This is a genomic window from Mucilaginibacter sp. RCC_168 (assembly GCF_041355315.1).
Classification (GTDB): domain Bacteria; phylum Bacteroidota; class Bacteroidia; order Sphingobacteriales; family Sphingobacteriaceae; genus Mucilaginibacter.
Genome location: NZ_JBFUPN010000002.1, coordinates 1 through 13,340, shown reverse-complemented (window position 1 = coordinate 13,340; position 13,340 = coordinate 1). Strand labels below are relative to the sequence as shown.

Annotated in this window: 15 protein-coding genes and 1 tRNA gene; 5 read left to right on the top strand and 11 right to left on the bottom strand. The window is 40.2% G+C overall.

What is annotated here, in order from left to right; translation table 11 throughout:
• Window positions 1-73: 73 nt before the first annotated feature.
• The 5 genes from AB6735_RS01600 to pyrE form a co-directional block, all read right to left on the bottom strand.
• A tRNA-Lys gene (locus AB6735_RS01600) sits at window positions 74-146 on the bottom strand.
• A 131-nt stretch (window positions 147-277) separates the two neighbouring features.
• Complete coding sequence (locus tag AB6735_RS01595; protein WP_370994063.1) at window positions 278-1,093, bottom strand: carboxypeptidase-like regulatory domain-containing protein; 816 nt, start codon at window positions 1,091-1,093, stop codon at window positions 278-280.
• A 29-nt stretch (window positions 1,094-1,122) separates the two neighbouring features.
• The gene (locus tag AB6735_RS01590) at window positions 1,123-2,751 is read right to left on the bottom strand and encodes an ABC-F family ATP-binding cassette domain-containing protein (protein WP_370994062.1); all 1,629 of its coding nucleotides are present in this window, start codon (window positions 2,749-2,751) and stop codon (window positions 1,123-1,125) included.
• Between the two features lie 361 nt (window positions 2,752-3,112).
• Window positions 3,113-3,508: an SRPBCC family protein gene (locus tag AB6735_RS01585; protein ID WP_370994061.1), complete on the bottom strand. Its 396-nt coding sequence runs from the start codon at window positions 3,506-3,508 to the stop codon at window positions 3,113-3,115.
• A gap of 104 nt (window positions 3,509-3,612) precedes the next feature.
• Window positions 3,613-4,272: an orotate phosphoribosyltransferase gene (gene pyrE / locus AB6735_RS01580; protein WP_370994060.1), complete on the bottom strand. Its 660-nt coding sequence runs from the start codon at window positions 4,270-4,272 to the stop codon at window positions 3,613-3,615.
• Here pyrE and AB6735_RS01575 point away from each other — a divergent pair.
• Complete coding sequence (locus AB6735_RS01575; protein WP_370994059.1) at window positions 4,271-4,909, top strand: NUDIX hydrolase; 639 nt, start codon at window positions 4,271-4,273, stop codon at window positions 4,907-4,909. The two genes, pyrE and AB6735_RS01575, sit on opposite strands and share 2 nt — an antisense overlap.
• Here the strand turns inward: AB6735_RS01575 and coaD are convergent.
• The 3 genes from coaD to nudK form a co-directional block, all read right to left on the bottom strand.
• Window positions 4,878-5,339: a pantetheine-phosphate adenylyltransferase gene (gene coaD, locus AB6735_RS01570; RefSeq protein WP_370994058.1), complete on the bottom strand. Its 462-nt coding sequence runs from the start codon at window positions 5,337-5,339 to the stop codon at window positions 4,878-4,880. The genes AB6735_RS01575 and coaD overlap by 32 nt on opposite strands.
• Before the next feature lie 193 nt (window positions 5,340-5,532).
• Entirely contained in the window at window positions 5,533-5,901 is a 369-nt protein-coding gene (locus tag AB6735_RS01565; protein ID WP_370994057.1) for a DUF4406 domain-containing protein, read from the bottom strand.
• Window positions 5,898-6,476, bottom strand: a complete 579-nt coding sequence (nudK, locus tag AB6735_RS01560) for a GDP-mannose pyrophosphatase NudK (RefSeq protein ID WP_370994056.1) — start codon at window positions 6,474-6,476, stop codon at window positions 5,898-5,900. The genes AB6735_RS01565 and nudK overlap by 4 nt, the downstream gene beginning before the upstream one ends.
• Before the next feature lie 57 nt (window positions 6,477-6,533).
• On the opposite strand from nudK, the gene AB6735_RS01555 reads away from it, so the two are divergent.
• Both AB6735_RS01555 and AB6735_RS01550 read left to right on the top strand, forming a co-directional pair.
• Window positions 6,534-7,283, top strand: coding sequence for a DeoR/GlpR family DNA-binding transcription regulator (locus tag AB6735_RS01555; RefSeq protein WP_370994055.1), 750 nt, complete (start codon window positions 6,534-6,536; stop codon window positions 7,281-7,283).
• 183 nt (window positions 7,284-7,466) lie between these two features.
• On the top strand, window positions 7,467-8,240 hold the full coding sequence (locus tag AB6735_RS01550; protein ID WP_370994054.1) for a phospholipase D-like domain-containing protein: 774 nt from the start codon (window positions 7,467-7,469) through the stop codon (window positions 8,238-8,240).
• Window positions 8,241-8,645: 405 nt separating this feature from the next.
• On the opposite strand, the gene rsmD is transcribed toward AB6735_RS01550, so the two are convergent.
• The 3 genes from rsmD to AB6735_RS01535 form a co-directional block, all read right to left on the bottom strand.
• Entirely contained in the window at window positions 8,646-9,188 is a 543-nt protein-coding gene (rsmD, locus tag AB6735_RS01545; RefSeq protein ID WP_370994053.1) for a 16S rRNA (guanine(966)-N(2))-methyltransferase RsmD, read from the bottom strand.
• On the bottom strand, window positions 9,164-9,976 hold the full coding sequence (locus tag AB6735_RS01540; RefSeq protein ID WP_370994052.1) for a DUF3822 family protein: 813 nt from the start codon (window positions 9,974-9,976) through the stop codon (window positions 9,164-9,166). The genes rsmD and AB6735_RS01540 overlap by 25 nt, the downstream gene beginning before the upstream one ends.
• 70 nt (window positions 9,977-10,046) lie before the next feature.
• On the bottom strand, window positions 10,047-10,520 hold the full coding sequence (locus AB6735_RS01535) for a hypothetical protein (protein ID WP_370994051.1): 474 nt from the start codon (window positions 10,518-10,520) through the stop codon (window positions 10,047-10,049).
• Window positions 10,521-10,574: 54 nt separating this feature from the next.
• On the opposite strand from AB6735_RS01535, the gene AB6735_RS01530 reads away from it, so the two are divergent.
• Both AB6735_RS01530 and AB6735_RS01525 read left to right on the top strand, forming a co-directional pair.
• On the top strand, window positions 10,575-11,999 hold the full coding sequence (locus AB6735_RS01530; RefSeq protein ID WP_370994050.1) for an ATP-dependent RecD-like DNA helicase: 1,425 nt from the start codon (window positions 10,575-10,577) through the stop codon (window positions 11,997-11,999).
• Window positions 12,000-12,317: 318 nt separating this feature from the next.
• The gene (locus tag AB6735_RS01525) at window positions 12,318-13,151 is read left to right on the top strand and encodes a nuclear transport factor 2 family protein (protein WP_370994049.1); all 834 of its coding nucleotides are present in this window, start codon (window positions 12,318-12,320) and stop codon (window positions 13,149-13,151) included.
• Window positions 13,152-13,340: the final 189 nt, after the last annotated feature.

Here is a 13,340-nt window from a genome sequence, read left to right as displayed (position 1 = left end):
TAAAATGGGGCGCTTATTTTTTTTTAAAATAAAAATGGGACAGAGTACGATTTTACATCTCTGTCCCACTGAGTGACCTGGGAGAGGCTCGAACTCTCGACCCACTGATTAAGAGTCAGTTGCTCTACCGGCTGAGCTACCAAGTCTTTTATTTTTATTGGGTTGCAAATATGCTGATTTATTTTTGATTTTAGGTTCAGGATATTTGATTTTGGATAATTTTTTTGATTAAAAACTCCAAGAATGGTCTTCTTCGTATTGAGGTATTAGGTGAAAATTAATATTCAGCCAATACATTGAAGCCAATACCCGCTATACCTACTTTTTCCCATTTTGCCTGGCTGGTTTCGCGAGAGATGATGGAGCCACCTAAGAAACTTGCAGAAAACATTACGCCATGGCCCTCTGTATTTTGTATCCATTCCAGGCTTACATAAAATTTGTCCTTGGCAACAATGTTATAAGGTTCCAGGTTTACATTTATCCTTTGCTGGCCTTTTTTAACGGTCACAAATATGTTTTCATTTTGCAAAAGCTGATCGGGCATGCCGTCTTTAACGCTGTAAAAGTTTAGGCGAAGTTTTACAGAGTCGGTTACTTCGGTTGCTATATTGGCGTTAAATTGCTTTATAAAAGTAGGCGATTTTTTGATCTTGATAATGGCACCTATCTCATATCCTGGTTTGTTGTCGGTAAAACCCGCGTTGGTAGATTTAGATTGCGAAGTATTTCCCAATACTACTTGTTTCCATTTATGGTTGTTAACCTTTACTTCTTTTAACTGGGTAACTGTGGGCTGTAAAAGCAGTATTTTATGAGCTTCTGCATCCTTAATAAAACTGGCCACCTGGTAGGTGAGTGATTTATAGCCTATCATAGATAGCTTCAAACTATCGGCATCATGACCGGTTAAATTAAGCTTAAAGCGGCCGGCATTATCGGTAACAGAACCTATGCCTTTATCAACAATACCCACATTTACATAAGGTAAGGGCATACCGGTTTTGGCATCTTTAACAACACCCTCAAACACCTGGGCATGGGCAAATAAAGTGCAAGTGGTAAATAAGCAAATAAGTATTGAATTTTTCATACCTGTAAGACTATTTACCTGCTCTTTGGTTACACTAAAGCATATAGATCAGCCCGTTGTTTTTCTACGATATCGCTGTTGATATATTCGTCGTAGGTCATCAGCTTATCGATGTAGCCGCCTGGTGTTAGTTCAAATATGCGGTTGGCTACTGTTTCTACCAGTTCATGATCTCGTGAGGTGAACAGAATGGTGCCCCTGAAATCTTTCATGCCATTATTAAGCGCCGTGATCGATTCCAGGTCGAGGTGGTTGGTAGGTTCGTCAAACATCAGCAAATTGGCTTGTTGTAGCATCATACGGCTAAACATGCAGCGCATTTTCTCGCCACCAGAAAGTACATTGCTTTTTTTCAATACCTCTTCGCCAGAGAATAGCATCCGGCCCAAAAAGCCGCGGATAAACTGGTCATCCTTTTCGCCCGGTGAGTATTCGCGCAGCCAGTCTATCAGGTTATCATCCTTGCCTTTAAAGTATTCGGCATTATCGATAGGAATGTCGGCCGGATTAATGGTAACGCCCCATTTAAATGAGCCTTTAAAGTCGGTATCCCTGCCCGTTAAAATATTATAAAACGCGGTGGTTGCTAAACTGTTTTGTGACAGTATAGCAATTTTATCGCCTTTGTTTACCGTAAGACTGATGTTGTTGAATAAAAGTTCACCATTAAGGGTTTTACTTAAATTCTCGATCTGTAATATCTGGTCGCCGGCTTCGCGGCCCAGGTTATTGAATATAATTCCGGGATATTTACGGTTTGATGGCTGTATCTCGTCGATATTGATCTTATCGAGCGCCTTTTTACGACTGGTAGCTTGTTTCGATTTAGAAGCGTTGGCGCTAAAGCGGCGGATAAACTCCTGCAATTCCTTAACACGATCTTCTGTCTTTTTATTCTGATCAGAGCGTTGTTTCAAAGCCAGCTGACTTGACTCATACCAGAAAGTATAGTTACCTGTATAAATGGTCATCTTACCAAAATCAATATCTACCACGTGGGTACAAACCGTATCCAGGAAGTGCCTGTCGTGCGATACTACCAGTACAATAGCTTCGTACGATGCTAAAAAGTCTTCAAGCCAGCTTACGGTGTGGATGTCCAGGTCGTTTGTAGGCTCATCCAGTAGTAAAATATCAGGTTTGCCAAAAAGTGCCTGAGCTAACAATACGCGTACTTTTTGGGTATTGTCCAGATCTTTTACCAGGTTGTAATGATATTCTTCTTTGATACCCAGGTTACTTAACAAGGTAGCGGCATTGCTTTCGGCATTCCAGCCATCCATTTCGGCAAACAGGTTCTCCAGTTCGCCGGCGCGTTCGCCATCGGCATCGGTAAAATCTTCTTTCAGGTAAATGGCGTCTTTTTCCTTCATTACGGCGTACATCTCTTTGTAGCCCATCATCACAGTCTCTATAACCGTAAACTCGTCAAAGGCATAGTGATTTTGGCTTAAAACCGCCATACGCTCGCCCGGAGTAAAGCTTACTGAACCGCTTGTTGGATCAATATCGCCCGAAAGAATCTTTAAAAATGTTGATTTGCCGGCACCATTGGCACCTATAATGCCATAACAATTGCCTTGTGAAAATTTAAGGTTAACGTCTTCAAATAAAGTCCGTTTTCCGTAACGTAATGATAGATTGGATACCGTAATCATGCTGCACCTGTAATTTGCCGCAAAAATACGGTAAATAGTTCATTTTTTTGGTATTAAGGCTGATTTTAAATGGGGAGTTTTGTGGATTTAAGTACGTATTCCGTCACATTTAATTGACATTAGCGTGTACATATTTGCCCATATTATGGGTAACTTTAAAACTAAGAGCTCAGTTTAGCGTTATACAGTTATAAATTAACCAATTACAGAAAATGGAACAACCTTTGACTCAACAGATTCATACATTATTAAATATTACCAGTCATGGGAGCATTAATCATCACATTGGTTATTATCAACGTAATAATAGCCATCAACAATACACAGAAAAGGAAAGTATATTGATAGGCAGATGCTGCGCTTAACTTAATATTTCGGTTAAGCTATTTGTTTCATGATCCGCCAGTTTTTGCAGCGGACCCGAGGCAAGCATCTTCATCATCATGTTCAGATCTGCATCGATAGTAAAAATAACATCAGTATGGTCGTTATCATAAGATAACGACCATTTTAATTTCAGATCAAACGGCGGTTTAGCTGCCGGCACAATAATAATTTCCTGGTCAGGCACACGGCTTTCAATCTTTAAGGAAAGCTTGGCCATATTCTGAATGCTGAAATGAGCTTCGTCTGCAGTCGAAACCCATTCCTGTATATTTTCCGGCATCAGTTTCTGGTGATTGTTAAAATCGGCCAAAAAAGCGTAAACCTCGCTAACGGGTTTGTTAATGCTGATATTGCTGGTGAAAGTGCTCATTGTTTTAGTCTTTAGTCTTAAGTTTGGAGTCTGAAGTCCTGGGTCAAGAATCTGGAAGGTGGTCTTTAACTTAAGACTTCGAACTTAAGACTAAAGACTCGCAACTAACTGGAAGCTATCTGCCCCCAGGCGGCTGGGTTTTCGCGCCATTGTTTTAAAATAGCCACGTCTTTATCGGCAATGTATTGGTGCTCCTCGGCGTATTTTATCAGTGCATTATAGTTTGATAAAGTAACAAAGGGGCAACCGGCTTGTTTAAAGTTTTCGGTTGCCACATCAAAACCATAGCTGAATATGGCGGCGAGGCCTGCTACTTCGAAACCCGCTGCGCGCAAGGCTTCAACAGCCTGCAAGCTGCTTTTGCCGGTTGATATCAGGTCTTCAATAACCACTACACGTTTACCGGTGGTTGTAGAGGCATCCCCCTCAATAAGGCTGCCGGTTCCATGATCTTTCGGTTTCGAGCGTACGTAAATAAAAGGTAACCCCAATTCCTGGGCTACAAGCGCTCCTTGTGGTATACCGGCGGTTGCCACACCGGCTATGCAACCCACGCTGCCAAATTTTTCCTGTATAGCAACGGTTAATTGCTGACGGATATAAGTACGGATAGACGGATGAGAAAGTGTTACGCGGTTATCACAATAAATTGGCGATTTCCATCCCGACGCCCATGTAAAAGGATTGTTAGGTTGTAATTTAATTGCTTTAATTTGCAGCAGAAATTCAGCAACTTGCTGCTCGATCTCATTATTATTAAACATGGCTCAAAAATACAGAATTTATATCAACGAAAAGGTTATCCTGCTAACTGAATCGGAACCATCGCATGCAGAAAGTTATGAAAGGCTTGATGCAGAGACATTTGATCTGCGAATAATTTATACCTGGATACTGGCAAATCCTAAAAAGTTGTTCTACGTGCCCTGCGCCAATGCCAAGCTTTTCTTAAAATCGGTTATCAAAAATATAACACTTATTGAAGCTGCGGGTGGCCTGGTGATGAATACCGCCGGGGATTACCTGTTTATTTACCGCAACGATAAATGGGACCTGCCCAAAGGTAAAATTGAGAAGGACGAGAAAGTAAAAGAAGCTGCCGTACGCGAAGTGGAAGAGGAATGCGGCATAAAAGTGAGCAAGCTGAACGAAAAAATATGCAAAACCTATCATGTTTATATTAGCAGGGGCGAGGTGGTGCTTAAAAAAACGCACTGGTTTGCCATGGACAGCAAGGGTAAGGACAAGCTAAAACCACAAAAAGAAGAAGGCATTACCGATGTGCGCTGGTTTAAGAAAGAACACATCGAACCTATTGTGGAAAATACATTCCCATCCATAATGGATGTATTGCATAAAGAAAAGCTGGTTACAAATAAGCTAATGCCTCTGCGGGGATAAACTGTGCCACATCGCCATGGTGACGCATAATTTCGCGCACAATGGTTGAACTGATGGACGAATAACCCGGTTTGCTTACAATAAAGATGCTTTCAATATCGGGCACCAGGGCATGGTTCATCTGGGCTATGGCTTTTTCGTATTCAAAATCGGATACGGTACGGATCCCCCTGATCATGTAGGTAGCGCCGATGCTTTTGCAAAAGTTTACCGTTAATCCTTCATAAGCAACAATATGTATCCGCTCATCATGTTTAAACACCGCCCTGAGCATCTGCTCGCGGGTTTCAATACTGAGCAGGCCCTGTTTGCTGCTATTGGCGCCTATGCCAATATAAACCTTGTCGAACAGATCAACCGAGCGTTTTACAATATCAACGTGGGCTTTGGTAACCGGATCAAAAGAACCTGGGAAAAGAGCGATCTTCATTTTAGGCTGATGTTAATGCTTTGATCAAAAGTAGCCTTTTTAGCGTCAGGAAGCAAGAGACTTGTAAGAAGAGTCAAGAATTAAGAGTCAAGAATCAAGAGGGGAAAAGCTTGTCGTTTTTGTCTCACATATAACAATATATAGAAACGACGTCATTGATGACGGGTTGTGGAGAAATAGTATTTATAAAGCTCTACCTACCAACAATATCCTCCAACCTATAATAAACCTTCAAACCGCGTTCCTTCGCTATCCGTACATCTTCATCGGCTCCTTTTGAGGCGCCTGGGATCCTTAACACGGCATCGCATTTGGTGAGCAGGCGCTGGGCCACGGGGTATAGGATCTCTTCATAAGCGGCATCGCCCGGGTGTTTTGAGCCTGCTTGTTCCAGCAGAGGTAAGGCAAACCATTCGCCAATTACCGGGATATGCCCCGCCCTGAATATCGGCAGGGCCATTTCTTCGAGTTTTTTTAAGTTTTGAGCCATCAGGTATGGATCATCATTGGTGCCCGAACGGTACGGGCCTGCTATTAAAATTACTAAAGGTGTATTGGTCATGATATTAACTGATTAAGTTGTGCATACTGTAAAAGCATGATGGTTTTGCCGTCTTTTATTTCGCCGGTTTGTACCATTTGCAGGGCTGTGGTAAATGGCAGTTCCAGTACCTCAATATTTTCGTGTTCTTCTTCCAGTCCGCCACCATCGCTTATCTTCATGTCACTTGTATACTCCGCCACAAAAAAATAAAGGTTCTCCGTTACTGAGCCCGGCGACATATAAGCTTCGAACACCTTTTTTACATTGCTGATATGATAACCCGTTTCCTCTTCGGTTTCCCGCCTGATGCAATCTTCGGCATTATTTTGATCCAGCAAACCCGCGCAGCATTCTATCAACATCCCATCGTTGTTACCGTTGATGTAAGTAGCCACCCGGAATTGTTTGGTCAGTATCACTGTTTTATTGTCGCGGTTATATAAAAGTATGGTAGCGCCATTACCCCGGTCATACGCTTCGCGGGTAAGTTTTAGTACAGTGCCATCTTTTTTTGTAGCTTCAAAAATTATTTTCCTGAGGATGTACCAGTTGTCTGATAGTACCTCTGTTTTTAAGATTTTGATATCTGTCATAAATTGATTAAAAATGATCAATTATGATTATTTTTGATCGAATATAAAACTATTTGAATGAACTTTCAAAAAAGAAAGCAAAAAATATTAGAGCAACTGGACCATACCGGCGAAGTTGACATCAAAGAGCTGGCCACCGCATTAAATATTTCGGAGATCACCGCCCGGCGCGATCTGAACCAACTGGCTAATGATGGCCTGTTGTACCGTACCCATGGTGGCGCCATGAAAGTTGACCCTTTAGCCAAACCGCATGATTTTGTAAACAAGGCGGCTCAAAATGCTGATGTGAAGGATAGTATTTGCCGCAAGGCGGCTGAACATATTAACGATGGCGATATCATTTTTATGGATTGTGGCAGTACGGTTTTCAGGCTGTGCCAGTTTATTAAGCATAAAAAGATCAAGGTGATCACCAACTCATTGCCTGTTATTTATGAACTGCAAAACTGTTCAGTATCAATCAATATCATTGGCGGCGAGTTTAATAACGAGCGGCAGGCAACCCATGGTAAAATAGCCAATGAGCACATTGCCCGATACCGGGCTGGTAAGGCTTTTTTAGGAGTGGACGGTATATCGGCTAATGGTTTGTTTGCCAACAGCGAGCTGGAGGCCGAAATTACGTCGATGTATATTAACCAAAGCGCCTACACTTATGTGTTATGCGACGATAGCAAAATAGGGAAGGAAACCTACCTCAAATTTGCCGATATCAACCAGGTTGAGGCTATTGTCACCAATGCGGATGAAGGAAAGCTGACAGGCTTTAAAGATACCGCGTTAACTATTTTACAGGTAGGGTAGATCTTTGCAGACTATAAAAGATTTTACTCCAGTAGTTGCTAAGGCTATAGCAGGGTGAGCTAAGAGGAGTTTTGAATGTCACTATCATAACTTATGAAGTTTTTAAGTGCTGTGCAAGTATGGTAAATACTGGTCGGATTTTCTATTTTTAGGTCATACTAAACAAGTTGAATCCCACAAATTATGAGTATATATTTTAATGGAGCGAACTGTGATATTTATATAGGTACAGGTGCGGGAAAAATGCTTTTAAACGATATTAGAAATGCTCGAAAATCGGTTAAGATAGTATCTCCTTATTTAACAGCCTCATTAATAGCCGAACTTATTGAGATGCGGAATAGAAATATTGATATTCAGTTAATTACAATGGATAACATTGAGGAGAATTTTTATGAAGATACACCTAAGAACATATATAAATTAATTATACAACATAGAAGCTTAGATAAAGAAGCCGGCAATCTAAGAAATAAATGGATAAGTACATCTGAAATTTTACGCTATATAATCATAGCAGTAGTCGCTATCGAATTATTATTAATATATTTTATTAGGGACTTAAAGCTGATTTTGGGAATTATACCAATAGCTGTACTTTTTGGTATATATAAATTATATAAAACTAAAATCCGCGCAAAAAGAATTTATAATTACTGGTATTCACAGTTATTTCCTTTTAAAGTTTATATGTCATCGAAAGCATTAAGAGAAAGTAGAAGTACTTTTATCCATAGTAAGATCTATTTAATAGATAATACTATAGCGTACCTTGGATCGTTAAATTTTACAAAAGGAGGAACAGAGCATAGTCATGAAACCAGAGTTAGAACAGTGAGCCCTGGTGCTATAAATGAGATAAGTAAAGAAATAGAGCATTTATTTAACCGATTTGATTTATTGCAAAGAGATATTCAATTATGGGGTAAGCAATTATACGAAGAACCCATCAATTAGAAGATGATCTCTTTTAGGTCTAAAGATGATTGAAAATAAATCAGCGCAACGAAGAAATTGTCAAATACAGATGGATAGTTATTCTGTTTGTTATGATGATGAATTTATCCATGTTATTTGTTATATAACCATAATTTTATATTTATATCAATAGGCCAGGCTTTCTTTTAAGGAAAACCGGGCCGTTTTGTTAAGAGAAAAACCAAGCAAGAAACAGATCGTTGGTATGGTTATTTGATATTAATAAATTAATACTTTTTAAAATTTTTAAAACCGTTCAAAACCGTATTGGAATTTGTTAAAAAGTGTTAAAATAGATGGTTTTGAATGAATTTTTGATTGTTTTTAACCTCTTTTAAGACAGAAAAGTGTTAAAATTTAAGGTTTAAAAAGTTTTTTGCAGGGTTATTCAACAGGATGCCTGAAAAATGAAAAGGACGAATGTCCATATTTTCGTTGCTCCACAAAAGAGGGGTGGTTGTTGAGATTTTGCATGGACTGATGCTCCACGATCAGCAAGCCATCAAGCGCCAGGATGTTGCGTTCAAAAACTATTTTTGAAATTTCGGGAATTCGGTTAAGGTCGTAAGGCGGGTCGGCAAAGATGAGGTCGTACTGTTCAGTTTCCATTTGCAGGTACTTAAAAACATCCTCCTTATAGGCTTTTATTTGCTCCAGCTTGTGCTGGCGGGATATGTCCTTCAAATAATTCACGCAATGGATGCTACGATCAACGGAAATTACCTGTGCAGCTCCTCTGGATGCAAATTCCATGGAGATATTACCTGTACCGCTAAACAGGTCAAGCACCTTAATGCCCTCAAATTCAATTTGATTTTGCAGGATATTGAACAGGGCCTCCTTAGCCAGATCGGTTGTAGGGCGTACCGGAAGATTTTTGGGTGGGTTAAGTCGCAGTCCTTTTAAACTACCTCCGATGATGCGCATAAAGATAAAGCAGCGAGTGATAATATTTGGTGTGCAGGTATTTCGGCTGGAATTTGTACTACCTGCAGTTGATTAAGCTCTACCTGGCCAAAAAAATCTGCCAGATGGCTGATGCTTTTATCGCCGGTGTCTATATCACCATTTAAATAAATATGAGTATCAGTAGGTTGTAAATCCAATTCATTAACTGTGAGGGCCACAAAGTAAGCAAGTTCGTCGTTATTTTGAAATTCGAACAGGTTATAGAAGCGCAATTTGTTGTGGTTAAAGGTTACAATTTCGACTTGTGAACCATTTAAATTCAGATACAGATCATGATCGGCCGGGTTATTTCCTGCAATGGCGGTTATCCATCCTTTCGACGAAAAAACACTGTTACGCAGTCCAAATTCTTCGGCTGCGTTGATTATCGCGCTGTCTGTCTTGTAAATAATGATGTTGCTGCTATCTAAAGGCTGAGCGGATATCTTTTCGCTTGAGTTTACATCCAAAAAGCGGGCAAAATCGGTAATATGATCTGGGCTAAACAGGCTTTGAGGGACTAAAGTAAAGCCATTAGCAGGCAAACCTACAACTACCTGTTTGTATTTGGCCGATAAAAGATCAAGCAGTTCCTGCGGATTGGTTAGCTCATCCAATGGGTGCATATCCGCACAGGCAACCAGTTTATCCTGATCAGTGATCGCATACGAAAATGTAGCTTTATTAATCTGTATCAATAAATTATAACGTTCGGCCTCGTCAAGGCTAAAGTTATCATCATGGTAGTTATAATTGTATTCGCTCATGCCAGTTTAACAAAAGTAATATTTTTTGGCAGATACTATGAATTACCGTAGTTAAAAAAGCATTGTCTCATTAAAACCCTCTGCCTCCCAAAAACAATGTTAAAAGGATATAAATCAATATTGGCCACAAAACGGACCTTGGATAATAGTCATCGTCGGGGAAATATTTCTTAAAGAAATACCTTGTCAAAACAATGCCTGCTAAAATATTGTAAAATAGGGTTAAACAGAATAATTGAAAAAAAGGCATTACCTGGCTAAGCGATGTTGCCGGGGTGCTGCCAGAAGCAAATTTGCGGAGTGCTTCCAGATCAGGTTTAATATTTAACGCCCTGATGGCAAACAACAAAACAAGATTGCCGAACAGTAAAAACATGATCACCTGAGCTATTACCCATTTGTAGCCAGCTACCCATAAATTGATAATGAGTAATATACCTGCATACAAAGGGCTGAATACAGCAAACCAGAATATGGCTCGCCTGGAATATATTTCAACGTAGTCTCCTCCGGTTTCTTCTATTTTATCTTCATCAAATTCCATGGTCAAATTTATAAAAATGCTGATAAGTAATTAACTTATCGTCATTTTTGCAAAGTGACTGAATTTGATCATATACGTAAGGCCTTTCCGCATCAACCTACCGGGCAGCAACTGGAGTTGTTTAATCGTTTACATGAATTTTTGCTAAGCGACGATGGGGATGAATGTTTTATACTAAAAGGATACGCTGGTACGGGTAAAACAACGGTATTAGGCGCATTGGTAAAGGCATTGCGAGAGTATAAGTATAAAGCCGTTTTATTAGCGCCAACTGGTCGTGCGGCTAAAGTGATCACTAATTATTCGGGTCGTAAGGCATTTACCATACATAAGCGTATTTACCGAAAAAAATCGGCTTTAACTTTAGATGATGGTTTTGCCATAGCAGATAACCTGGCCAGCGATACACTGTTTATTGTAGATGAGGCATCCATGATATCGGATGAACCAGGTGGTTTAAACCGTACATCGCTGTTGTACGACCTTTTAAGATACGCGTATAATGATAAAAATTGTAAGTTGATATTAGTGGGTGATACCGCCCAATTACCGCCTGTAGGCTCTGAAAATAGCCCCGCGCTCGATGCCGGTTTGATGAAAGATAAATTTGGATTAACCGTGTTTAGCTACGAATTGACAGATGTGCTGCGGCAGGGAAAAGATTCAGGGATCCTGTATAATGCTACCCGGATCCGTGATATAATCAGAGCTAAGGAAATAAGCACACCGAAAGTAATTACCAAAGGATATAAAGATGTATTCAGGATGACAGGTGAGCGACTGTCCGAGGGTCTTGAATATGCTTACCGGAAATATGGTTATGATCGTACGCTAATCATCTGCCGATCCAATAAAAACGCCAACCTCTACAATGGGCAAATCAGGAATCGCATTCTGTACCGGGAAGAGGAACTTACTGGTGGCGACCAGATCATGGTGGTGAAAAACAACTACTTCTGGCTACAGGAGCAGGATGAAAGCAGCACCAATTTTATCGCCAATGGCGATATTGCCCGCATCAGAAAGGTGCGCCGTATAGAAGATATGTACGGCTTCAGGTTTGCCGATGTACAAATAGAATTCATTGACTATGCCGAAGACCCGGTGCTGGATTGTAAAATATTACTGGATACCTTGTATGCCGATTCACCTGCCTTATCACAGGCCGACCAGAAACGGTTTTATGAGGAAGTGATGAAAGATTATGAGGGAATGGTGAACAAACGTGCGATGCATAACGAATTAAAGCAAAACCCATATTACAATGCATTACAGATTAAATTTGCCTATGCCATTACCTGCCACAAGGCCCAGGGCGGGCAGTGGGATGCAGTATTTGTAGATCAGGGCTACGTAACCGACGAAATGATCAATATGGATTTTCTGCGCTGGTTTTATACCGCTGTAACCCGCGCTACCACCGAGCTTTTCCTGGTTAATTTTGACGGCCGGTTTTATGCTGCCCCGGCAGAAGAGTAGGTGAAAGTGGGTTTACATAGTTTAAACTTTTATGGTTTACATCTAATATTTAATTGGAAATCAATTGTTGAATTATAAATTTCCAATATCATAGATTTTATATTAACCGAATTAAGCAAAAGAATTGCTAACATCTGAATAGTGCCCATTTCATTTCTATATCGAAAATATTCCTATCTTTAAAGCATAATTACTTTTACCACATATCAAACAAGGATTGCCAAAAATCCGGCCTGTTAAACAGGTTATTAAAGCACTGAACTATTAGTGTCGGTGTTTCGCACGAACTAAATTTTACATCATTTTTTATTACCAGTAATGGAAATCACCAAACTACAGGCAATAGCTATTTTCTGCATTTTATTGTGCAGCAGCTTGCCTGCCAAAGCAAATACAGTTATGGATACCTTAACCAATAAACAAAAAGTACTTTCATTTTATAAATTAATTGTTGGTCAGCGCCGCGCCGAACTGATTCCTGAGTTTGTGCGGGAGGATTATATTCAGCATAATCCCACCGTTAAACAGGGGAGGGCCGGTATTACCGAAATGATCAACTATTTGAAAACCTTGCCGCCACCGCCGGTGGATGCAAAATCGCCCATCATCAGGGCTATTCAGGAAGGTGATCTAGTGGTTACGCACCTGGATATTGTATTCATGGGCAAACGAATGGCAGTAATCGATCTGTTTAAATTAAAAGATGGCCTGTTGGCCGAACATTGGGACGCCATACAACAAATGCCTGATCAAACCGGTATGACCATCACTGCTACTAACGGAAGTAATGAGATAGATCAAAGTGCCTCAGCTATTAAAAGTAAAGGGATCGTTGACCGGTTTTACAAAGCAATTATGAATAAAATACCTGCTGCTAATTTTATAAAGTCAGATTATATCGAACATAATCCCGCGGTAATTCATAGCGGCAAAAGCCTTGATGTTTATTTAAGTGATGATATCAACCGGGAAATCGAAATACATCGTACTATTGGCGAAGGTAATTTTGCGGTAGTTCAATCAGAATTTAAAAGAGGAGATAAGGCATTTGCCCTTTATGAGATATTCAGAATAGCACAAAACAAGATAGCTGAACACTGGAGTGTGGAGCAAGCTATTCCGGATGGGGTAGAACCAGCTGCTATGTTTTGATGAATGCGTCTAAACCCAGAAACATGTCATTGCGAGAAGGAACGACGAAGCAATCGCGAATAATGCATGCTTCTCTGTAAAGTATGCGATTACCACTCCGCCATTCGGCGGATCGCAATTGTAAAGGTCAGATAATTCGAGGACAGATTAGTGTAACTTAAAGTTATGCGTATTAACACGAACGATCTG

Excerpts from the sequence above, each read along its gene's own strand:
- AB6735_RS01590 (WP_370994062.1), bottom strand. The coding sequence starts at position 2,751 with ATGATTACGGTATCCAATCTATCATTACGTTACGGAAAACGGACTTTA.
- AB6735_RS01535 (WP_370994051.1), bottom strand. The coding sequence starts at position 10,520 with ATGGAATTTGATGAAGATAAAATAGAAGAAACCGGAGGAGACTACGTT.
- nudK (WP_370994056.1), bottom strand. The coding sequence starts at position 6,476 with ATGACAGATATCAAAATCTTAAAAACAGAGGTACTATCAGACAACTGG.
- AB6735_RS01585 (WP_370994061.1), bottom strand. The coding sequence starts at position 3,508 with ATGAGCACTTTCACCAGCAATATCAGCATTAACAAACCCGTTAGCGAG.
- rsmD (WP_370994053.1), bottom strand. The coding sequence starts at position 9,188 with ATGCGCATCATCGGAGGTAGTTTAAAAGGACTGCGACTTAACCCACCC.
- pyrE (WP_370994060.1), bottom strand. The coding sequence starts at position 4,272 with ATGTTTAATAATAATGAGATCGAGCAGCAAGTTGCTGAATTTCTGCTG.
- AB6735_RS01550 (WP_370994054.1), top strand. The coding sequence starts at position 7,467 with ATGAGTATATATTTTAATGGAGCGAACTGTGATATTTATATAGGTACA.
- AB6735_RS01555 (WP_370994055.1), top strand. The coding sequence starts at position 6,534 with ATGAACTTTCAAAAAAGAAAGCAAAAAATATTAGAGCAACTGGACCAT.
- AB6735_RS01565 (WP_370994057.1), bottom strand. The coding sequence starts at position 5,901 with ATGACCAATACACCTTTAGTAATTTTAATAGCAGGCCCGTACCGTTCG.
- AB6735_RS01540 (WP_370994052.1), bottom strand. The coding sequence starts at position 9,976 with ATGAGCGAATACAATTATAACTACCATGATGATAACTTTAGCCTTGAC.
- coaD (WP_370994058.1), bottom strand. The coding sequence starts at position 5,339 with ATGAAGATCGCTCTTTTCCCAGGTTCTTTTGATCCGGTTACCAAAGCC.
- AB6735_RS01575 (WP_370994059.1), top strand. The coding sequence starts at position 4,271 with ATGGCTCAAAAATACAGAATTTATATCAACGAAAAGGTTATCCTGCTA.
- AB6735_RS01595 (WP_370994063.1), bottom strand. The coding sequence starts at position 1,093 with ATGAAAAATTCAATACTTATTTGCTTATTTACCACTTGCACTTTATTT.
- AB6735_RS01525 (WP_370994049.1), top strand. The coding sequence starts at position 12,318 with ATGGAAATCACCAAACTACAGGCAATAGCTATTTTCTGCATTTTATTG.